The following is a 21,225-nucleotide window of genomic DNA, read 5'->3' as shown; positions in this document are numbered from 1 at the left end:
CAGCGGCCACGCGGGTGCGCAGATCAAGCGAGTAAGGTTGCATCGTTGCCTATACGGCTAGGCCCCGAAAACGCCTAAACGGTTCGCGAAACCGCTATAAAAACATTATCCACTGCGCAAAGCAGTAATAGAAACAAAATTGTTAAGCGCATCATTTTCGCCCTTTTTAATCGAAGATTAGTGCTCGGACAAGGTACAAGGATTAAGGCGTGTTTCATCCCCCTTTTTCTATACCTTCCGGCATCCTACTAAGCTCCTCCCTATCCATGCTATCGAAAACGCTTTCCCGCCTGCCGTTGCTGCTGGTGCTGGCCCTGCTGAGCGCGGCCTGTTCCAAGTCCGGTTCCGAGGCCGGGCAGGACCCCAACGGCGCGGAAATTGACCCCTACCAGAATCTGGTGCTCGAGTTTGCCGACGCCGTGGCCGGCCCCGATATGCAGGACCGCTGGGATACCACCCAAGTGGTGCGCTTCGAGCCAGCCGTGCGGGGGCGCTTCAAGTGGACCAGTGCGCGGGAGCTGATTTTCTCGCCCAGCACGCCCTTCCGGCCCAGCACCGCCTTCAAGGCTACGCTGCGCCAGGAGGCCCTGCCCGCCGGGGCAACGGTTAACGAGCTGCCCGAGAACCGCCGCAAATTCCACACGCCCTACCTGCAGTTGCAGGAGCCCCAGGCGTTCTGGGGCCGCTCGGCGCGGGCGGCGGGCACCGCCGAAATGCGCGTGGAGTTGCCCTTCAACTACGCCGTGAAGCCCGCCGATGTGAAGCCGCTGCTGCGCCTGACCCAGGATGGGCAGCCGGTGGCCTTCGAGCTGGCCAGCACCGAACCGGGCCAGACGGTGCGCCTGAGCCTCAACCAAACGGTACGCCCCGGCTCGCCCCTTACCCTGGCCCTGGCCCGCGGCCTGAGCGCTGTGGGCAGCGACCAGCCCTCGGAAACCGACTACGAAAAACAACTGCCCGTACCCGACCCCCAGGCCCTGGAAGTGCGCTCGGTAACGGGCAGCCTGAGCAGCGCCGACCCCATCATCACCATCCTCACCAACCAGCCGGTGAGCCTGCCAGATTTGCGTGCCGCCCTGGCCGTGTCGCCGCAGGTGGCCTACGAGGTGGAGGAGCTGGAAAGCGGCTTCCGGCTCAAGGGCGGCTTCGTGGTGGGCAAAACTTACCAGGTGCGCCTGGCCGGCGGCCTACGCGGCAACCTGGGCGGGCAGCTGGATAATGACGTGACCGAAACCGTGAGCTTCTCCGACGAGCGGCCTACCATCAGCTTCGCGAGTGCCGATAAGGCCCTGTACCTCGACGCCCTGGGCAGCCGCAACCTGGGCGTGCGCATTAACGAGGTAGCTAAGGTGAAGGTGACCATTGCCAAGGTGTATGCCAACAACATTCAGCAGCTACTACGCGCCGGCTCCCAGTACGGCTACCCCGAGTACAACGAGGACGACGAAGGCGGCCAGGACGAGAACGGCGAGTACGTGGACCGCTCGTTTCAGTACTACGACGTGGAGAACCTGGGCAACGTGCTGTCGGAGCGCACCTACACCGTGGCCGGACTGCCCCAGGCCCAGGGCCTGCGCCTGCTGAACCTAAGCCTGAAAGACCTCGAATTCAGTGACGGGCTCAAGGGCCTTTACATTATCAAGGTGCAGGACACCGAGCGCCAGTGGTTGCAAGTGAGCAAGCTGGTGGCCGTGTCGGATATCGGGCTGATTGTGAAAGCCGGCGCGGCCGGCAGCACGCTGATATTCGCCAACTCGATTCGCAACGCCAAGGCCCTGAGCGGGGTCGAAATCCGTTATTTGAGCACCAACAACCAGGTCATGGGCACGGGCATTACCAACCACGAGGGCGTGGCCAAGTTCGACAGCACGGCCCAGAATGCGCGGTTCCGGCTGGGTATGGTGGTGGCCCGCCAGGGCAACGACTTCACCTTCCTCGACCTGAGCCGCAGCCGCGTGGAAACCTCGCGCTTCGACGTGGGCGGCCTCCAAAGCAACGCCGCCCGCTACCAGGCCTTCCTCTACGGCGACCGGGACCTGTACCGCCCCGGCGACACGGTGCGCACCAACACCATTTTGCGCACCGAAAGCTGGGCCACCCCGCCCGCCGGCTTGCCCCTGAAGGTGCGGCTGCTGCTGCCCACCGGCAAGGAGTACGCCAGCCTGCGCAAAACCACCTCCCGGGCCGGCTCCTGCGAGGCCCAGTTCATTCTGCCCCCCAGCGTGATGACCGGCCTCTACACCCTGGAAGTCCTCACCGGCAACGACGTGCTGCTGACGTCGCGCCAGCTCTCGGTGGAAGAATTCATTCCCGACCGGCTGAAGGTGACGGTGAAAGCCAGTCGGTCCATCGTAAAGCCCGGCCAGCCGGTGCAGGCCCTGATTACGGCCCAGAACTTATTCGGGCCGCCCGCCGCCGACCGCAAGTTTGAGGTCGAGTTTTCGCTCAAGGAAAAGCGCTTCGCCCCCAAGGAGTACCCCGACTACACCTTCGCCATCCGTAGCGGCGACCGGCCCAACGGCAACGGCGGCAACGAGGAGGCCACGCCCCTCACCGACCGGTTCGAAAAGACCGTGCGCGAAGGCACCACCGACGCCGCCGGCCAGGGCACGGCCACCTACGAAGTGCCCGACTACCCCGACCTGGGCCTGCTGGAAGGCGCGGCTTTTACCACCGTGTTCGATGAAACCGGCCGGCCCGTCAACCGCCTGGCCACTTTCGAGGTGCAGACCCAGCCGGTACTGTTCGGGATTAAGAATCTGGATGATTTAGTGAGCACCGGCCGGCCTTTGCCGGTGCGGGTGGTGGCGCTCACGCCCGCCGGCCAGCCCACCCAGGCCGCGGCCCAGGTGCGGGTGGTGCGCCTGCTCTGGGAAACCGTGATTGAGCGCCGCGGCGGCCGCTACATCTACAACTCCCAGAAGCGCGAGCAAACCGTGCTGACCCGCAGCCTGACAGTGGCCCGCGGCGGCTCCGATGCCGGCCTGGGCTTCACGCCCACTTACTCCGGCGAGTACGAAATCCGTATTTCCCGGCCCGGGGCCGCCACATTCGTGGCCCAGCGGGTGTACGCCTACGGCTACGGCAACACCCAAAGCAACAGCTTCGAGGTGAGCAACGAGGGCGAGGTGACCATCGAGGCCGACAAGGCCAAGTACCAGCCCGGCGACGTGGCCCACCTGCTACTCAAAACGCCCTTCCCCGGCCGCGTGCTCGTGACCGTGGAGCGCAACCGCGTGCTCGACCATTTTTACGTGGATACCGACGAGAAATCGGCCAAAGTTAACATTCCGATTCGCGCGGGCCACGTGCCCAACGTGTACGTAACGGCCACCGCCATCCGCGAAATCAAGGACAACCGCCTGCCGCTCACCGTGGCCCGGGGCTTCGTGCCGCTGGCCGTGGAGAAGCCCGGCAGCCGCCTGCCCGTCACCATCAAAGCGCCCGAGTTGAGCCGCTCCCAGACCACGCAGACCATTGAGGTAAGCACCGCGCCCGGGGCCCAGGTGACGCTGGCGCTGGTAGACGAGGGCATTCTGCAGCTCAAGGACTACCGCACGCCCGACCCCCACGGCTACTTCTACCAGAAGCGTGCCCTCGAAGTAGCGGCCCACGACGTGTACCCCTTCCTGCTGCCCGAGCTGGGCACCAGCAGCACCGGCGGCGACGGGTACGACCTCGCCCGCCGCACCACGCCCGTGCCCTCGCGCCGCGTGCGCCTGCTGGCCAAATGGAGCGGCGTGCTCACCGCCGACGCCAACGGCAAAGTGCGCTACAAGCTCCAGGTGCCCCAGTTCAGCGGGGCCATCCGCATCATGGCCGTAGCCTATAAGGGCGACGCCTTCGGCTCGGCCGAGCACACCATGCGCGTCGCCGACCCGGTAGTTATCAGCACGGCGCTACCCCGCTTCTTAAGCCCCGGCGACACGATTGACGTGCCGGTGACACTAACGAATACGACGAACCAAATTTTAAAGGGAAATATAATAGTCGGAATAGATAAGCCGTCGAGAGGTGTAGCTGAAGTTTTCTTGAAACGAGAAGACTTCGCTGGCAACGACCCTAATCTCATTATTGACTATCCTTCTGGTTTTGAGGGCAAAGACATTAAACTGCTTCCGAACACTGAGAAGCAAGTACTGTTCCGCATGGCGGCCAAATCCATAGGTAATGCTGTGGTTAAAATTGAAGTACTGGTTGATAAGTTTCTTCGTGTAGATGAGAACAACAAACCGATAGGTCCAGGACAATGGACCGAAACCATCGAAATTCCCATCCGACCTACTTCGCCGCTGCAGAAGCGCACGGGGGCGGGTGTGGTGGCCGGGGGCGCGAATCAGGCACTGAACCTGAAGACGGATTTCCTGCCCTCCTCGCTGCGGAGCCAACTGGTGGTGAGCCGCTCCCCGATGACGGAATTTGCCAAGGATTTGCGCTACCTGCTGCAATACCCCTACGGCTGCCTGGAGCAAACCGTGTCGGCCGCCTTCCCGCAGCTGTACTACGGCGACCTAGCCGCCACCCTGGGCCAAAAGAACGGTCTAAGCTCTAAGCACCAAGCACTAAGCACTAAATTCAACCCCAACTACCACGTCCAGGAGGCCATCCGCAAAGTGGAGGCCCAGCAGATGTACAACGCAGCCTCAGCTACTGGCCCGGCGGCGACTACGACAACTGGTGGGCCACGGCCTACGCCGCCCACTTCCTGCTCGAAGCCCGGCAGGCCGGCTTTGAGGTGAACAAGAACGTGCTCGACCGGGTGCTGCGCTACCTCCAGGCCCGGGTGCGCCAGCGCGAAACCGAAACCTACAACATCATCCAGACCGGCGGCGTGATTCGGCCCACCACCCTGGCCAAGAAGGAAATTGCCTACTCGCTCTACGTGCTGGCCCTGGCTGGCCGCCCCGATGCCGTGGGCCTGAACTACTACCGCGCCAACCGCCCCCTGCTGGCCGAGGACTCGCGCTACCTGCTGGCGGCGCCTTCGCCCTGAGTGGCAACCAGCGCGCCTACCAGCGCACTGTGCCGCCCCGCTTCGGGGCGCGCCCAGCATCGCGGGCCGGGAGCTGGCCGGCTCCTTCACCTCCCCCGTCCGCGACATGGCCCTGATCCTGAACGCCCTGCTCGCCGCCGACCCCGCCAACCCGCAGGTGACCACCCTCAGCCGCCAGCTCAGCCGCCAGGTGAAGCAGGCCGGCTGGCTCAGCACCCAGGAGCGCGCCTTCGCCCTGCTGGCCCTGGGCAAGCTGGCCCGCCAGAACGCCGGCAGCACCGCGGTGGCCCAGCTGCTGGCCGACGGCAAGGCCATCGGCGCTTTCTCGGGCAAGGACCTCACGGTGAGCAACGTGGCCAACCGCCAGCTGGCCCTGCGCACCAGCGGCCGGGGCAGCCTCTACTACTTCTGGGAAACCGAGGGCATCTCGCCCACCGGCCGCGTGCGGGAGGAAGACGCCTACCTGCAAGTGCGCCGCCAGTTCCTCGACCGCACCGGCAAAGCCCTGGGCGCGCCTACTTTCCGCCAGAACGATTTGGTGGTGGTGCGCATCACGATTCAGTCGGCCGAAAGTGCCGGGGAGGTACCGAACGTGGCCATCACCGACCTGCTGCCCGCGGGCCTGGAAATCGAGAACCCGCGCATCGGGGCCGTCCGCGACCTGGCCTGGGCCACCGACGCCGCCCAACCCGACTACCTCGACGTGCGCGACGACCGCCTGAACCTGTTCACCACCGCCACGCCCCGGCCCAAAGTATTCTACTACCTCGCCCGCGCCGTGTCCAAAGGCACGTTTAAGCTGGGCCCCGTCAGCGCCGACGCTATGTACAACGCCGAGTACCACAGCTACAGCGGCGCCGGCGTGGTACGGGTGCGCTGAAGGGTATTGGTTCGCCGGTAGGGCCGTGAGCAGTCAACCCCACCGGGCGCGCGTAACTTGCCGCTGAACGCCAGCTTCCGTCCGGCGGTGGGACGGCTACGCCACCTAGCAGAAGTCCGTCGTTCCGTATGGACCGCCGCTGTCGTCTCCATCCTTTTTTTCAACTGCTGAATCCCGCCGTGAACTACCTCATCTACCTGGCCCACGGCCCGGCCGCTATCAAATACGAGGCGCTGTACAGCCTGCTTACCTACTTCGACGTAGCCCCCGCGCCGCTGGCTACGGTGCTGGTGTATACCGATACCCCCGATGTTTTCCAGCAGGTGCTCGGCGACCGGGCCGACATACTCTACCCGGCCGTAACGGCTGATCAGTGGCAGGCCTGGCGGGGCGCGGCCGACATGGTGTACCTGCTTAAAATCGGGGTGCTCGAGCACGCGGCGGCCCACTATCCCGGCAACCTGCTGTTCACCGATACCGATACGATCTGGCAGCGCGACCCCACCCCGATTTTCGCCCAGATTGCCCAGGGAACCCGGTTTATGCACCTCAACGAAGGCGTGATGCGCACCGGCAACCTGCTCAGCCGCAAGGTATACCGCCGGCTACAGGGCCGCGAGTTCGTGGTGGGTACCAGCCGGGTGCGCATCGGGCCCGACACGCCGCTTTACAACTCGGGCATCATCGGCTTCCAGAGCCAGGACGCGGCCCTGCTGCGTGATATTACTCCCTTGGCCGATCAGCTTTACGCCGCTTATAATAAGCACATGATGGAGCAGCTGGCCACCGGCCTGCGCCTGGGCCTCGACAGTCCGTTGCGCGAGGCGGCCCCCTACGTGCTTCACTACTGGAACCTGAAAGCCATCCGCCCGGCCCTGATGCGGGTATTTGAGCAGTCGGCCAACCAAGGCCTGCCCGCCCTCCGCCGCCACCTCGACGCACTGGATATTGCCGGCCAGCACACGGCCGAGCTCACCTATCGCAACCGTCCCGGCTGGCAGCGGACGCTGCTTAAGCTCGTGGGCCGGCAGTGGCGCATCGCCGACCCCGACGGAAAATAGGTGGCAGCGAAACTCGTTTTGCAGGCGCCCCGGCTTCGTTCCCTTGGCAGTCATCTGGTTCAGCTTCTTCCTCAAACTTATCCCTATAGTATGTCACCCACAAGTGCTTAGCTGGCTGCTTGACTTACTCCGCTTGCCCTTCATCTTGCCCCCGAATACGATACCTATACTGCTATGAAAAACTTCTGGTCTGACCTGTTATTCTACCTGATGGTAGGCATATTTTATGCGCTTCCGGTATTTGCATTGGCCTTTTTCGTGGTTCGCGGGAGCCTGCGCCGCTTCCGGCCCCGGGAACCCCACCCGAAGCGCTGGGCCCTTTTGACGGCCGGGCTGGCCACGCCGCTGCTGTGCTGGAGGGGCGTGTACCTGGCACTGTTTACAATCTCCTATTATCCGCACCGCGACTTCAATCCCCACGGCTGGGCACTCAACCAGGATAAGCGCTACGAGATGGTGGATGAGCTACGGGCATCGCGCCGGCTCATCGGCCTCGCCCCAGAGCAGGTTGCAACCCTGCTTGGCAAACCGGCTTATCAGGATAAAACCTCCTGGACGTACTACGTGGGCATCAGGCCCGGCCTGGGCTTCTCCGACGGAGAAACGCTGGAACTGGAATTCCAAAATAACCAGGTGGCCCAAAGCAGCCTTCGTCAGCATTAAGAACGGCTGTTTGCCTTTGGTCAGCACTCAAGGTGAAGGGGCATCCCTAAATCCCCTCAAACACCTCCGCCCATTCCAGCTCCACGCCGTGCAGGGTGGCCACCGGAACCGGGCCGGGCTGGTAGAACTCGCCCCGGAGTTGATACTGGTCGTTTTCGAGGGTGTAGATGATGATGTTTTTGAGACCGGGGTCAATCATCCAGTATTCGCGGACTCCGTTTTCCTCGTAGAGGTCAAACTTAGTTTTGCTGTCGTGAGCCATATTGCCGGGGCTCAGGATTTCGATAATCCAGTCGGGCGCGCCCACGCAGCCGAATTCATCCAATTTGGCCGGGTCGCAGATAACGCAGAGGTCGGGCTGCACGACGGTACTGACGCGGGTATCCCCGTCAGGCGTGCTTTTCAGTAAGCGCACATCAAACGGCGCGGCAAAGCCTTGGCATTTACCCCCTTGCAAAGCTATTCCGATAAGCGTATTCAGCCGAAAGGAAACCGACTGATGACGTACTCTGGGCGCAGGGCTCATTTGGCGTACCCTACCTTTAATGAGTTCCACAAACTCATCTAGTCGCCACGTCAGGTAATCGGCGTAGGTGTAAGTCTTGGTCAGGTCGAGCTGGGAAATATCGGTGATGACGGCCATAGCAGGGAAGCGTAGTTGGTTGACGAATATACGGGAAAGCCACCACGCCGAAGGCCCATCAACCGTTATCTTGCCCCCATGAAGCAGCGCATCGGCATTCGGCTTTTGGTGGTCCTGGGCATCCTGGGCGGGCTGCTGCTGGGGCTGGACCGGCTGTTTCCGGTGCCGCCCGCGCCGCAGTATTCGCCCCTGGTGCTGGCCCAGGATGGTACGGTGCTCCACGCCTACCTCAACCCCACCCAGAAGTGGCGGATGAAAACGGAGCTGCGCGAGATTACGCCAGTGCTGCGCCGGGCCATCATTGAGAAGGAAGACCGGTGGTTCCGGTGGCATTTCGGGGTGAACCCGCTGGCCCTGGTGCAAGCGGCTGGGCGCAACGTGTTCGGCACGGGGCGCACTACCGGGGCCAGCACCATTACCATGCAGGTGGCGAGGCTGCTGGAACCCAAGGAGCGCACCTTCGGCAACAAGCTGCTCGAAATGGCCCGGGCCACCCAGCTCGAAGCCCACCACAGCAAGGACGAAATCCTGCAGCTCTACCTGAATCTGGTACCCTACGGCGGCAACGTGGAGGGCGTGAAATCGGCCGCCCTGCTCTACTTCCAGCAAACGCCCGACTACCTCTCCCTGGCCCAGACCGTGACGCTGGCCATCATCCCGAACCGTCCCCGGGGCCTGGTGCTGGGCAAGAACAACGCGGCCGTGCGCCGGGAACGGAACCGCTGGCTCCGCCGCTTCAGGGCGGCCAAGCTGTTTCCGAAGCAAGATATTGCCGATGCCCTGCTGGAGCCGCTGGAAGTACAGCGCCACGCGGCCCCCACGCTGGCCCCCCACCTCTCGCGCCGGCTGGTGCGCCAGTATCCGCACGCGGCCATCATCCGCAGCAGCCTGCAACGGGCCAAGCAAAGCAAAGCCGAGGACCTGACCCGTAACTACGTGCGCCGCCTGCGAGAGCTGGGCATTTCGCAGGCGGCCGTGCTGGTGGTGAACAACCGCACCCGGCGGGTGGAAGCCTACGTGGGCTCGGCCGATTTCCGCGACTTCCGGGGCCAGGGCCAGAACGATGGCATCACGGCCGTGCGCTCCCCCGGCAGCACCCTCAAGCCCTTCCTCTACGCTTTGGCCCTGGATAGGGGCCTAGTCACGCCCAAGCTGCTGCTGCCCGACGTGCCCACCAACTTCCAGGGCTACCGTCCCGAAAATTTCGACAAGAACTGCAACGGCGAAGTGACGCTGGAGCGAGCCCTAGCCTACTCGCTCAACATCCCGGCCGTGCGCGTGCTCCAGGATTTGGGCGTGCCCACTTTCACTGAGCAGCTCCAGCGGGCCGGCTTCCGCAGCGTGGCCCGCAACCGCGCCCGCCTGGGCCTGAGCAGCATTCTGGGCGGCTGCGGGGCGAGTCTGGAAGAACTGACGGGGCTGTATGCAACGCTGGCGAATGGGGGACGGTATGGGCCGTTAGGGTTGACGGTTAACATCCATGCGGGCGCCTCACCCCCTGGCCCCCTCTCCGAAAAAGGAGAGGGGGAACTAGAAGCTAGTCGTTTATCTAGCTCTAAAAAACTAAAAGCTAGTTCCCCCTCTCCTTTTTCGGAGAGGGGGCTAGGGGGTGAGGCGCCCGGCAGAGGGCTAGGAGTTGCATTGGTCTCCCCCGCCGCCGCCTTCCTCGTCACCGACATCCTGAGCCAGCTTACCCGGCCCGATTTGCCGCTGGGCGCGGCCAGCAGCACCCGCTTGCCTAAAATTGCCTGGAAAACCGGCACCAGCTACGGCCGCCGCGACGCCTGGAGCATCGGCTACAACCGCGACTATACCATCGGGGTGTGGGTGGGCAACTTCAGCGGCCAGGGCAGCCCCGCCCTCACCGGCTCCGACGTGGCCACGCCCCTGCTCTTCGACCTATTCAACACCCTGGCCTACAACTCGCCCAACGACTGGTTCGCGCCCCCGGCGGCCCTGGACTTCCGGTTGGTGTGTGCCGAATCGGGGCGGGTGCCGGGTGAGAACTGCCCCAACCAGGTAATTGACTACTTCCTGCCTAGTGTGAGCAGCGGCCAGCGCTGCCAGCACCAGCGGGAGGTGCTGGTATCGGCCGACGGCAGCTTCACCTACTGCCGGGCCTGCGCGCCGGCGGCCGGGTTCCGGCGGGAGCTCTACCCCAACCTGCTGCCCGAAGTGGCGGCTTACAAGGAAAGTCAGGGCCTCCCCTACCGCCGCCTGCCGCCCCACAACCCCCAGTGCCAGCGCGTGCGCGGCGGCCCCGAGCGCGCGCCCAGCATCACCTCGCCCACCGCCAACACAGAGTACGTGCTCAACGCCCGCGAGCAGCCCCAGCTCCTGCTCAGCTGCACCACCGACAGCGAAGTGCGCCAAGTGTACTGGTACGTGAACGACCAGTTTCTGCGCGCCGCCGCCGCCACCGAGCGGGTATTCTTCCGCCCCGGCCCCGGCCCGCTCAAAATCTCCTGCGCCGACGACCACGGCCGCAACACCGACGTGCTGGTGACCGTGAGCGAGCTGTAGCCGCACCCCACCCCCGGCTCAATCATCGTCATCATCCTTCTTCACCGCCGTTTTCACAAAAGCGCTACGGCGTGGGGCGGGCATGACGCTATGCTCACCGCGCACGGCTTGCCAGATGTTCTGGTTGAATTCCAAGTCGGGGGCGGCGTCTTCGCGGGTCAGGTTGAAGTGCTGGGCGTCGCGGGCGGGTTGGTTGAATGCGGTGTTTTTGGCGTCGAGGTTGAGGCGGGCGGGGCGGGCGGCGAAGGGGCGGGCATCGGTTTGTGGCGTGAAGCAGCGCCAGAGCGGGGTGGCGGCGGCATCGTACTGGCTCATCGGCGGCAGGCCCAGGATTAGCTCCAGGGTGCGCAGCATGCCCGAGGTCGAGTACATGTCGTGCACTACCGTGCTCCGTTTCACGTGGGGGCCGATGAGGTAGGCCGTGGAGCGGTGAGCGTCGACGTGGTCGGGGCCGTTTTGAGCGTCGTCCTCCACAATCATCACCACCGATTCGGCCCAGATTTTACTCTTGGAAAGGTGCTCCACCAGCCGGCCCACGGCCAGGTCGTTGTCGGCGGCGTAGGCCTGGGGGGTGCGGGAGCCCAGCCGAGCCCCGGCGGTATGGTCGCTGGGCAGCCGGATAATGCTCAGGGCCGGCACCTGCCCAGCGGTCAGCAGCCGATCGAAGTCCTGCTCCCAGGCCTTTTCGCGGTCCACGTCGCGGACGCTCAGGTCGTAACCGATGTAGTTCGGGTCGAAGTGGCCTTCGAGGGTCTTGACGGTGGCTTTTCCTTTGAACACGAACTCTCCGTAGCTGCGGAAGCTGCGGCCGGCGCGCTGGCAGTAGTCCCAGAGAAAACCATCTTTGGGCACGGCTACTTCGCCCCGGCCGCCTTCGTAATCATAATTGCCACCGCGGCCGCTGTAGTTGCTGGGCCAAGTCTTCTCCACGTAGTCGGTGGCGTAGGCGGCCATGCTCCAGTTGTGGCCGTCGGCACTCACTTCGGCGTCCACGTAAAAGTTGTCGAGCAGCACGAACTCTCGGGCCAGGGCGTGCTGGTTGGGCGTCACGTCTTCGCCAAACAGACACAGGCTTTGGTCGCCGTTGCCCTCCGGCATATCGCCCAGCACCTGGTCGTAAGTGCGGTTTTCCTTCACGATGTAGAACACGTGCTTGATGGGCGAGGCGTCGCCGACCCGGCGCGGAACGGGGTTGCCGGCCGGTACATCGGGCTGGGCCTCCCGGGCCTTGGAGTAGGGCGTATTGGCGTACACCTGCTGCGAAAACGCACTCAGCTGCGCTTCCGTGGGTACCGGCAGCAAACTCAGGGTACTGCCCAGCAGGCCGGCAATGTACTCCGTGGGGCCGCTTTCGTCTTTTTGCCGGGTGGGGTTGGGGCCGTCGTGGCCGTTGGGCCGGGAGGTGAGGCCCTTGCCGTTGGTGATGAGCAGCCCGCCGCCTACCGTGCGCACCGCCGTGGGGTACCAGCCCGTCGGGATGAAGCCCAACGAGCGGCTGGCCCCGGCCCGGGCCACGTCGAATACGGCCAGGCAGTTATTGTCGGCGTTGGCGATGAAGAGCTGCTTTTCGTCCTTCGACAGGGCCACGCCGTTGCTGGTGCTGCCGGCCGGGGCTTGCGGGAACAGGGCCGCGCTCAGCGTTTCGGTTACCCGCCGGGTGCGGGTATCAATCACCGATACGGAGTTGCTGTTGGCGTTAGCCACGAACAGGCGGGCCCCGTTGCGGGTCAGCACCATGTCGTTGGGGTGGCTTTCCACCGGAATCTGGGCCGTGAGCTGCTGGGTTTGGGTGTCGTAGATGCTCACCGCGTGGCCGCCCCAGAGCGAGACGTAGAGCTGCCGGCCATCGGGCGAAAGCACGGCGGTGTAGGCCTCGGCGGGCAGCTTGGTGCGGCGCAGCGTGGCGCGGGTACGCACGTCGAGGGTATAGAGGGTGCTGTCTTCGCGGGTGACGGCATAGAGCCGCTGCCGCCGCGCATCGAAGGCCAGTCCAGCCACCCCGATTTTCTGCCGGGGCCAGGGCTGACCCAGCACCAGGGCGCTGTCGGGCACCAGCTTATCGTTTTTGATCTGGAAGCAGTGAATCCGGTTCGATTCGCCGCCCGAGGCGTAGAGCGTTTGGTTGCGGGCCCCGAAGGCCAGGCCTACCCAGGCGGCGGGCACGGTCTGCTGGTCGAGGATGCGGCCGGTGGCGGCGTCGAGCAGCTGAATGGTGTTGGGGCCGAAGCCGTTGTTGGTGACGGCCGCCCGCTGCCCGCCGGGCGCTACCACGAGGTTCAGGGGCAGGTCACCGAGCGGAATCTGGCGGCCGGCGGGCGTGAGCTGCCAGCCGTTGGGCAGGCGCACGGCCCCGGTGGCCAGTTCGCCGGGCGCGGGGCCGGCCGGTTGCGAGGCCGTACACCCGGCCAGCGCGCCGCCGGCTACCATCAGAGCAGAAATCAGGAAACGACGCATGGGCAGCAGGGAAATATCCGGCCCGAAGATACGGCCGTCGCCCGCCGCGGCCACATGATGCTTCGGTTATCTCGCGCGCCCGGCCCGACTGCTGGCTGCCGAGATATTTTATCGGGTTCATCTAACCTTTTGCAAACTCGACGGTTTAACCTCCCTGTATTCCTACCCGACCCCAATTTATCCGCGCTTCCTTCCTTCCACCAGCCGGTTTTTCGATTCACCATGCAGCCCGTAAATGGGCCCAGGCGTCTCTGCCCAAGCCGCTCCTGCTCCACTCCCCTTTTGGGTCGCCCAGCCCGCCACCACCCCGCTTTGCCGCGGGGTAGCTGCTTTCTTTTGTGATGAAACACCTCAACCAGGCCCTGCGGCTGTTGCTCGGCCTGCTGTGGCTGGCCCCGGCCGGCCTGCGGGCCCAGCCTACCGCCCCGCCCCTGCCGCCCGATGCGGCCCTGACCCTGACCCAATGCCTGAACGTGGCCCTGGTGAACCAGCCCCTGGTACGCCAAGCGCGCATCGACCAGGAAATCACCCGTTCCTCCAACCAGATTGCCCTGGCCGCCTGGCTGCCGCAGGTGGGTTTTCAGGGCACGGCCCAGCACTATTTCCAGCTGCCGTTCACCATTTTTCCTGACCCCACGACCGGCGTGCCCACTCCGCGCCAGCTGGGAGTGAGCAACGTAACGACGGTAGGCCTGAGCGGCACCCAGGTGATTTACAACAACGACGTGAACCTGGCCGCCCGCAGTAAGCGGTTCAATAACGTGGCCGCTGAGCAAAACACGGTGAACGTGAAAATTGCCACGGTATCGGATGTGAGCAAGAGCTTCTACGACGTGCTGCTGGCCCAGCGCCAGCTCGACGTGTTCAGCCAGGACATTGCCCGCCTCCAGCGCAACTACCGCGACGCCAAATCGCGCTACGACGTGGGCATTGCCGACAAAACCGAGTACCTGCAGGCCGAAGTTTCGCTCAACAACTCGTTGGTGGGCCGCAAGCAGAGCCAGGAAGCCGTGCGGGCGCGGCTGGCCTACCTCAAGCAGCTGATGGGCGTGCCCCCCGAGCGCCCCTTGGCTTTGCAGTACGACACGCTGCAGCTGGAACTGAACGCCACCCTGGACACCACGGCGGCCCTTAACTTCAGCAACCGCATCGAAATCCAGCAGCTCCAGACCCAGAAGGCGCTGCAGGATCTGACGGTGGACTACTACCGCAACGGGTTTCTCCCGTCGGTGTCGGCGTTTGCCAACTACAACTCGGTGTTTCAGAACAATGCGGTGAGCGACCAGTACCGCACCCGTTTCCCCAACTCTTATGCCGGTGTGCAGCTGGGTTTGCCGTTGTTTACGGGCTTCCGGCGCACTCAGAACATCCGCCGGGCGCGCCTGCAGAATACCCGCCTCGACGAGGACCTAACGAACACCCGCAACCAGATCAACACCGAGTACGCCACCGCTTTGGCCAATTACCAGGGCTACTACACCCAGTACGTGCTGGGCAAGCGCAACCTAGAGGCCTCAAAGGAGGTGTACACCGTCATCAACCTGCAATACCGGGAAGGCATTAGGGCCTACGTGGACCTGATTGTGGCCCAGACTACCCTGCGCACTTCCCAGCTCAACTACTACACCGCCCTGTTCCAGCTACTCGCCAGCAAAGTGGACGTGCTGCGGGCCCGCGGCGAACTGCCGACGGACTACTGATTTACCGCTGTTTGCTGACCCTCATGAAGAACCCAAACTTAATTGCCGGCAGCCTGCTGAGCCTCGCGCTGCTGGCCGGCTGCGGTAAGAAAGAAGACGAAAAAGCGGCCGGTCCGCCGCCCGCTACACCCGTAACGCTGGTGGCGGCCCGCACCACCGACGCCGTGTACTACGACGAGTACCCCGCCACCGTGGTGGCCCTCAACAGCGTGGAGCTGCGCAGTCAGGTGGCCGGTTTTATCACCAATATCTACTTCAAGGAAGGTGAGGTGGTGGCGAAGGGCAAAACGCTCTACGAAATCGACCGACGCAAGTACGAAGCGGCCTACCAGCAGGCGCTGGCCGGCCTGCGCAGCACCCAGGCCACCGTCCAGAATGCCAAAACCAACCTCGACCGGTACCAGCGCTTGGCCCAGCAGGACGCCATTGCCCTGCAAGTGGTAGACAATGCCGCCACGGCCTACGCCACCACCCAGGCCCAGGTAGCCGCCGCCCGGGCCCAGGTAGCCGCCGCCCACACCGACCTCGACTACTCGCTCATCAAAGCCCCATTCAGCGGGCGCATCGGCATCTCCCAGGTGCGGTTGGGCTCTCAGGTCAGCCCGGGCACCACGCTGCTTAACGCCATCAGTGGCGAAGACCCGGTGGGCGTGGATTTCGTGGTGACCCAGTCGGACCTGGGACGCTTCGTAGAGTTGCAGCGCAGCGCCGGCAGCAACCCCGATTCGCTGTTCCAGCTGGAGCTGTCCGGGGGCGTCATGTACCCGCAGCCGGGCCGCATTCTGGCTATTGATCGGGGCGTGGACCAGCAGACGGCCACCATCCAGATCCGGGTGCAGTTCCCGAATCCGCAGCGCGAGCTCAAGGATGGCATGAGCACCGTGCTGCACGTGCTCAACCGGCAGTCGGGCCAGCGCGTGGTGATTCCCTTCAAGGCCGTAACCGAGCAGATGGGGGAAAACTTCGTGTTCGTGGCCGGCGACAGCAGCAAGGCCGAGCAGCGCAAAGTGCAGCTCGGCCCCCGCCTGCGCGACCAGGTCGTCATCATCGACGGCATCAAATCCGGCGACCAGGTTATCACCGAAGGCATCCAGCGCCTGCGCGACGGCGGCGCCATCCAGGCCGGTACCCCGGCCGCGGCGGCAGCACCAGCGGCTAAGAAGTAGTGCTAGGACCTAGCTCCCCTCCTCAGCTGAGGAGGGGTTGGGGGTGGTTGACCTGCCGTTGAACGATGACTAGAGCTAGTGCTAAAAACCGTTCGCCCATCATCAACCACCCCCAGCCCACACTCGCTCTATGCGCGACATTTTCCAAGGAGGGGAGCTAGGTTCTAGTCTTAGCCTAACAACGCTGAACATCAAGCGAATAGCCATCAGCTAACAGCTCAACCACATGATTGCAGAAACCTTTATCCGGCGTCCCGTTACGGCCATTGTCATCTCGCTGGTGATTGTGCTGGTGGGCGTGCTGGCCATCCTGAACCTGCCCGTGGGGCAGTACCCGGAAATCACGCCGCCCACTGTTTCCGTTTCCGGTATCTATACCGGGGCCGATGCCCAGACGGTGGAGCAGACCGTGGCCACGCCCGTGGAAGTGCAGGTGAACGGCGTGCCCGGCATGACCTACCTACAGAGCAACAGCACCAGCAACGGGCAGATGAACATGACGGTGAACTTCGAGCTCGGCACCGACGTGAACATTGCCGCCCTCGACGTGCAGAACCGCGTGGGTATTGCCCTGCCCACCCTGCCCCAGGAGGTGCAGCGCCTGGGCCTCACGGTGCGCAAGCGGAACCCCAGCATTCTGATGCTGGTGGCCCTCTACGCGCCCAAAGGAACTCACAACACCACCTTCCTCGACAACTACGCCAACGTGTTCGTGAAGGACGCGCTGCTGCGCACCAAGGGCGTGGGCGACATCGTGAGCCGGGCCGACGACTTCTCGATGCGCATCTGGCTCAAGCCCGATAAACTCTCCCAGCTCGGCATCACGGCCCAGGAAGTAACGGCCGCCATTCAGGAGCAGAACGCCCAGATTGCGGCCGGCTCCATCGGTGCGCCCCCGGCCCAGTCGGGCCAGACGTTCGAGTATATCGTGTTCGTGCAGGGCCGCCTCACCGATACCGAGGAGTTCGGCAACATCATCGTCAAAACCCGGCCCGAAGACGGCTCCCTGGTCTACCTCAAAGACGTGGCCCGGGTCGAGCTGGGTAAGTTCAACTACGCCAGCAACTCCTTCGTGGATGGCAAGCGCGCCGCCTACCTGCTGGTGTACCAGGCCCCCGGCGCCAACGCCCTCGAAACATTCGAGAACGTGAAGACCACCATGGAGCAGCTCAAGCAGAAGTTCCCCACCGACCTGAGCTACATTGTGCCCTTCGAGGCCGCCACGGTGGTAAAAGTGTCGATTGAAGAGGTGCTGCACACGCTCATCGAGGCCCTGGTGCTCGTGATTATTGTGGTGTACCTGTTCCTGCAAAGCTGGCGCTCCACGCTCATTCCGGTGCTGGCCATTCCGGTGTCCATCATCGGCACGTTCATCCTGTTCATTCCGCTGGGCTTCACCATCAACACGCTCACCATGTTCGGCTTCGTGCTAGCCATCGGTATCGTGGTCGATGACGCCATTGTGGTGGTGGAAGCCGTGGAGCACAACATGAACGCCCGCAACATGCCCGTGCTGGAAGCCACGCTGGCGGCCATGCGCGAAATTTCGGCCCCTGTAATTGCCATTGCCCTCATTCTGGCGGCAGTATTCGTGCCGGTGGGCTTTATTCCGGGCATCACCGGGCGGCTCTACCAGCAGTTCGCCATCACCATCGCCATTTCGGTGGTTATCTCGGCCTTCGTGGCCCTCTCGCTCACGCCGGCGCTGTGCGTACTGCTGCTCAAGCCCCACCAGCGCGACGAGAAATCGAAGGGCATCGACCGGCTGTTTTTCCGCTTCAATACCTGGTTTGATAAAGTGACCAGCAAGTATGGCAACGGCGTGCAGCGCGGCATCAAGCACTCCCGCTTCGTGGTCATTATCCTGATCTGCATCATCGTGGGCACGGGTTTCCTGTTTGTAAAGAAGCCATCGTCCTTCATCCCAACCGAGGACGAGGGCCGGATTTTCGTGACCTTCACCCTTCCCGAAGCCGCTTCCACCGAGCGTACCGTGGCCACGCTCAAGGAGGTAATGAAGGAGCTGAGCCAGATCAAGGGCATTGCCCACTACGCCGGTCTGGGCGGCCTGAACGTGGTGACGTTCTCCTCCAAATCGAACAGCGGCACCGTCTTCTGCCAGCTCGAACCCTGGGAAGACCGCACCGACAAGGAGCTGCAATTGCAAGCTTTGATGGCCACCGTGCAGCAGCGCCTGAGCCGCCTCAAGGAAGCCAACATCGTGGTTATTTCGCCGCCGCCTATTCCGGGCCTCGGTAACAGCGGCGGCTTCTCGTTTATTCTGCAGGAACGCGACGGCGACGGTAAGGTCCAGACCTTCGATAAGAACCTGCAGAAATTCCTGGCCGACCTCAACGCCCGCCCTGAAATCGTGCGGCCCTTCTCGTTCTTCACCGCCAACACGCCCGGCTACCAGCTCACCATCAACCGCGAAAAGGCCAAGAAGCTGGGCGTTTCGGTGGCAGAAATCGGTACCGCTTTGCGCACCTACCTAGGCTCGGCCTACGTGAACGACTTTACGCTCTACGGCCGCAACTTCCGCGTAGTGGCGCAGGCCGACAGCATGTACCGCGGCGACATCAAGGACCTGGGCCAGTATTTCGTGCGCAACTCCACCGGCGGCATGGTGCCCCTGAGCGCCCTCACCAGCTACCAGCGCACCGAGTCGGCCCCGCTGATTTCGCACTTCAACCTGTTCCGCTCGGCCGAAATTAACGGCAGCGCCGCCCCCGGCTATTCCTTCGGCGACGCCATTCAGGCCCTCAAGGAAACGGCCGCCAAGTCGCTGCCCCAGGGCTACGACTACGAATTCTCGGGCCTGACCCGGGAAGAGCAGCTGGCCGGCGGCCAGACGATTTACATCTTCGCTTTGTCCATCGTGTTCGTATTCCTGTTTCTGGCGGCATTGTACGAAAGCTGGTCGGTGCCGTTTTCGGTGCTGCTGGCCGTGCCGGTGGGCGCGTTCGGGGCTATTCTGGCCCTCACCTTCCTGCCCAGGCTCACCAACAACGTCTACGCCCAAATCGGCCTGATCACGCTCATCGGCCTGTCGGCCAAAAACGCCATCCTCATCATCGAATTCGCCAAGGAGCGGGTCGATAAGGGCATGCCGCTGGTGGATGCCACCCTGGAAGCCGTGCGCCTGCGCCTGCGACCCATCGTGATGACCTCCCTAGCCTTTATTCTGGGCGTAACGCCGCTGGTATTTGCCTCGGGCGCGGGCGCCATCAGCCGCCAAACAATAGGCTGGACGGTGCTCGGCGGCATGCTTTCGGCTACGCTGCTGGCCATTTTCATCGTGCCGGTGCTGTATGTGCTCATCACGCGCTTCGCCTACGGCAAGGAGAAGCTGGCTGAGTTGGAAGCCAACTACCAGCCCGATGAAGAGCACGGCGGCCCCGCTGGGGCCGGTGAAGGCGACCATCCGGCTCCGCAGCCGGCGTAAGCAGTAGTGCAGCCACGTGCAGGGCTGAGCGGGCGTGAGCATCTGCAGGGCTAGATTAGCTGCTCCCAACTGGGTTCATTGCCACTCGCCCAGACTTCCGTTCCGGCCGGGGGCAGTACGGCATCAGGCTGCGTGAGCAGCAAAGCGCGCACGGCCGGCTGCCCTGGCCGGGCGATTTCCTCTACGCTGGCAATGGCGGAAATCTCCTGTTTATCAGGGTAACGCAGGCGGACCGCCAGGGCAGTATGCAAAGGCCAGTTCGCCAGTTCCGGAGCAGCTGATTCGGGATGCAACAACATGCCCAGGCCCGTTAGCGAGTGGCTTTCTAACACGCGCATGATTATTTTTTCATCCATTGCAGCATTTACGCAAAAACCGCCGTAACTAGCCGTAAATACGCATTCACCGCTTCTCTGAGCTGAACTGAAAATCGTCGTTTCACAGAATCCGGCAACTGAACTGCCCCCCGAATTTGTACGTGTTGGCATGGTGCTTGTAAACTACCCTTCAACACCGGGCCGCAAGTGCCCTCTCCACTTAAAGATTCCACGCCATGAAAAAGATCAGTTTGCTTCTCGCCTTTGTACTGTTTCTCACCACTGCGTTCAGTGGTTTCGCTCAGGACCGCAAAGTTAGCTCCAGCGCCAAAGGAGCAGTGCTCGGTGGCCTGGGTGGCGCTGCCGCCGGTGCCATTATCAACAAGAAAAACCGCGTAGTAGGCGGGGCTGTGGGTGGCGCTGCTGGTGCCGGTATCGGTTACAGCATCGGCCGTACCGCCGACAACAAGCGTCGGGCCGAAGCCGCCCGCATAGCTGCTGCCAACCGCGCCGAAGCTAACCGCCGCGCAGCTTACCGCTCGGGCGTTGCCCAGGCTAAAGCGGATGCCGCTCGCAACAACGCCAACGCCATGGCCGCCGCTCCTGCCCGTCAGGCTCCGGCCATGATGAGCAGCTTTGCTGCTCCCGGCGCCGCCCCGGCCGCTTTTGCCATGAGCTCGGGCTACCTGCCCAATGAGGCCTACGGTCAGCGCGAAGCCGCTTACCCAACCTCGGAAGTTCGTCGGAAGAGCTGGTAATCCGGTTGCCTTCCGTAATTTCAAAGCCCAGGCCTTCGGGTCTGGGCTTTTTGTTCCGCGCTATTTTGTAGTTCTGCTCTTCAACCTAACCCCTGTTCTCATGAAATCCATTTTCGGCCTATTGCTGGGCGGCGCCCTGCTGGCTTCCTGCTCCGCTCCCAACCCCAACGGGGCCACCGATGCCAATGCCGTGAACGTGCAAAGCCTCAACCAACAGTTCATCGGGGCCTGGAACGCCAAGAACACGGTGCAGCTCGATTCCCTGCTGGCCGACGACGTGCAGTATGCCCAGGGCGCCACGCGCTTCAACGGTAAATCGGAGGTATCGGACAAGTGGGTACGCGCCACGATGGGCACCATTGCCGACCTGAAACTCTACGCCACCACCTCCGGCAGTGGCCCGGCCATGGCCTACGAGGCCGGTACGTTCTCCACGGAAGTGCTGCCCGAAGGCCCCGACCAGCCCCGGGGCGAAGGCGAAGGCAACTTCATCCTGCTCTGGAAGAAGAACGCCAAGAACGCCTGGAAGCTCAGCTACGTACAGCTCGAAGGACTGCCTGTAAAAGTAAAATAGCCGTCATTCAGACGACATAAAAAGCCCCGTCGGTAGTTGCCGACGGGG

At 63.3% G+C, this 21,225-nt stretch carries 14 protein-coding genes; 11 read left to right on the top strand and 3 right to left on the bottom strand.

Annotation, left to right across the window (positions count from 1 at the left end):
* Positions 1–266 precede the first annotated feature (266 nt).
* The 5 genes from CDA63_RS08600 to CDA63_RS08580 all read left to right on the top strand — a co-directional run bounded on the left by CDA63_RS08600 (position 267) and on the right by CDA63_RS08580 (position 7,597).
* Positions 267–4,739, top strand: a complete 4,473-nt coding sequence (locus CDA63_RS08600; RefSeq protein ID WP_088464040.1) for an alpha-2-macroglobulin family protein — start codon at positions 267–269, stop codon at positions 4,737–4,739.
* Positions 4,736–4,993 (top strand): hypothetical protein, encoded by a 258-nt coding sequence (locus CDA63_RS08595; protein ID WP_088464039.1) that lies wholly within the window; start codon positions 4,736–4,738, stop codon positions 4,991–4,993. The genes CDA63_RS08600 and CDA63_RS08595 overlap by 4 nt, the downstream gene beginning before the upstream one ends.
* A 106-nt stretch (positions 4,994–5,099) precedes the next feature.
* A complete protein-coding gene (locus CDA63_RS08590) occupies positions 5,100–5,873 on the top strand; it encodes an alpha-2-macroglobulin family protein (RefSeq protein WP_088464038.1) in 774 nt (257 codons plus the stop codon).
* A gap of 179 nt (positions 5,874–6,052) precedes the next feature.
* Entirely contained in the window at positions 6,053–6,934 is an 882-nt protein-coding gene (locus tag CDA63_RS08585; protein WP_088464037.1) for a hypothetical protein, read from the top strand.
* A gap of 174 nt (positions 6,935–7,108) precedes the next feature.
* Positions 7,109–7,597 carry a hypothetical protein gene (locus tag CDA63_RS08580; protein WP_088464036.1) on the top strand — a complete coding sequence of 163 codons (489 nt, stop codon included), beginning with the start codon at positions 7,109–7,111 and terminating at the stop codon, positions 7,595–7,597.
* A 46-nt stretch (positions 7,598–7,643) separates the two neighbouring features.
* Here the strand turns inward: CDA63_RS08580 and CDA63_RS08575 are convergent, their stop codons facing one another.
* Entirely contained in the window at positions 7,644–8,240 is a 597-nt protein-coding gene (locus tag CDA63_RS08575) for a Uma2 family endonuclease (RefSeq protein ID WP_088464035.1), read from the bottom strand.
* A 78-nt stretch (positions 8,241–8,318) separates the two neighbouring features.
* On the opposite strand from CDA63_RS08575, the gene pbpC reads away from it, so the two are divergent.
* The gene (gene pbpC / locus CDA63_RS08570; protein ID WP_088464034.1) at positions 8,319–10,763 is read left to right on the top strand and encodes a penicillin-binding protein 1C; all 2,445 of its coding nucleotides are present in this window, start codon (positions 8,319–8,321) and stop codon (positions 10,761–10,763) included.
* Between the two features lie 18 nt (positions 10,764–10,781).
* Here the strand turns inward: pbpC and CDA63_RS08565 are convergent, their stop codons facing one another.
* A complete protein-coding gene (locus CDA63_RS08565) occupies positions 10,782–13,217 on the bottom strand; it encodes a bifunctional YncE family protein/alkaline phosphatase family protein (protein WP_088464046.1) in 2,436 nt (811 codons plus the stop codon).
* Positions 13,218–13,558: 341 nt separating this feature from the next.
* Between CDA63_RS08565 and CDA63_RS08560 the strand changes: the two genes are divergently transcribed.
* From CDA63_RS08560 to CDA63_RS08550, 3 genes are all read left to right on the top strand, one after another.
* Positions 13,559–14,917, top strand: a complete 1,359-nt coding sequence (locus CDA63_RS08560) for a TolC family protein (RefSeq protein WP_088464033.1) — start codon at positions 13,559–13,561, stop codon at positions 14,915–14,917.
* A gap of 23 nt (positions 14,918–14,940) precedes the next feature.
* Positions 14,941–16,083 carry an efflux RND transporter periplasmic adaptor subunit gene (locus CDA63_RS08555; RefSeq protein WP_088464032.1) on the top strand — a complete coding sequence of 381 codons (1,143 nt, stop codon included), beginning with the start codon at positions 14,941–14,943 and terminating at the stop codon, positions 16,081–16,083.
* 226 nt (positions 16,084–16,309) lie between these two features.
* The gene (locus tag CDA63_RS08550; protein WP_088464031.1) at positions 16,310–19,528 is read left to right on the top strand and encodes an efflux RND transporter permease subunit; all 3,219 of its coding nucleotides are present in this window, start codon (positions 16,310–16,312) and stop codon (positions 19,526–19,528) included.
* A 50-nt stretch (positions 19,529–19,578) separates the two neighbouring features.
* On the opposite strand, the gene CDA63_RS08545 is transcribed toward CDA63_RS08550, so the two are convergent.
* Complete coding sequence (locus CDA63_RS08545; protein WP_126546786.1) at positions 19,579–19,866, bottom strand: hypothetical protein; 288 nt, start codon at positions 19,864–19,866, stop codon at positions 19,579–19,581.
* Between the two features lie 215 nt (positions 19,867–20,081).
* Here CDA63_RS08545 and CDA63_RS08540 point away from each other — a divergent pair, with 215 nt between their 5' ends.
* Both CDA63_RS08540 and CDA63_RS08535 read left to right on the top strand, forming a co-directional pair.
* Positions 20,082–20,603, top strand: a complete 522-nt coding sequence (locus tag CDA63_RS08540; RefSeq protein WP_088464029.1) for a hypothetical protein — start codon at positions 20,082–20,084, stop codon at positions 20,601–20,603.
* Positions 20,604–20,703: 100 nt separating this feature from the next.
* Entirely contained in the window at positions 20,704–21,177 is a 474-nt protein-coding gene (locus tag CDA63_RS08535) for a YybH family protein (protein WP_088464028.1), read from the top strand.
* Positions 21,178–21,225 lie beyond the last annotated feature (48 nt).

It is taken from the genome of Hymenobacter amundsenii, assembly GCF_002204745.1.
In the GTDB taxonomy this organism is placed as follows: Bacteria; Bacteroidota; Bacteroidia; order Cytophagales; family Hymenobacteraceae; genus Hymenobacter; species Hymenobacter amundsenii.
Note: the sequence above shows the minus strand (reverse complement) of the source record. Positions and strands in the feature narration are given on the sequence as shown.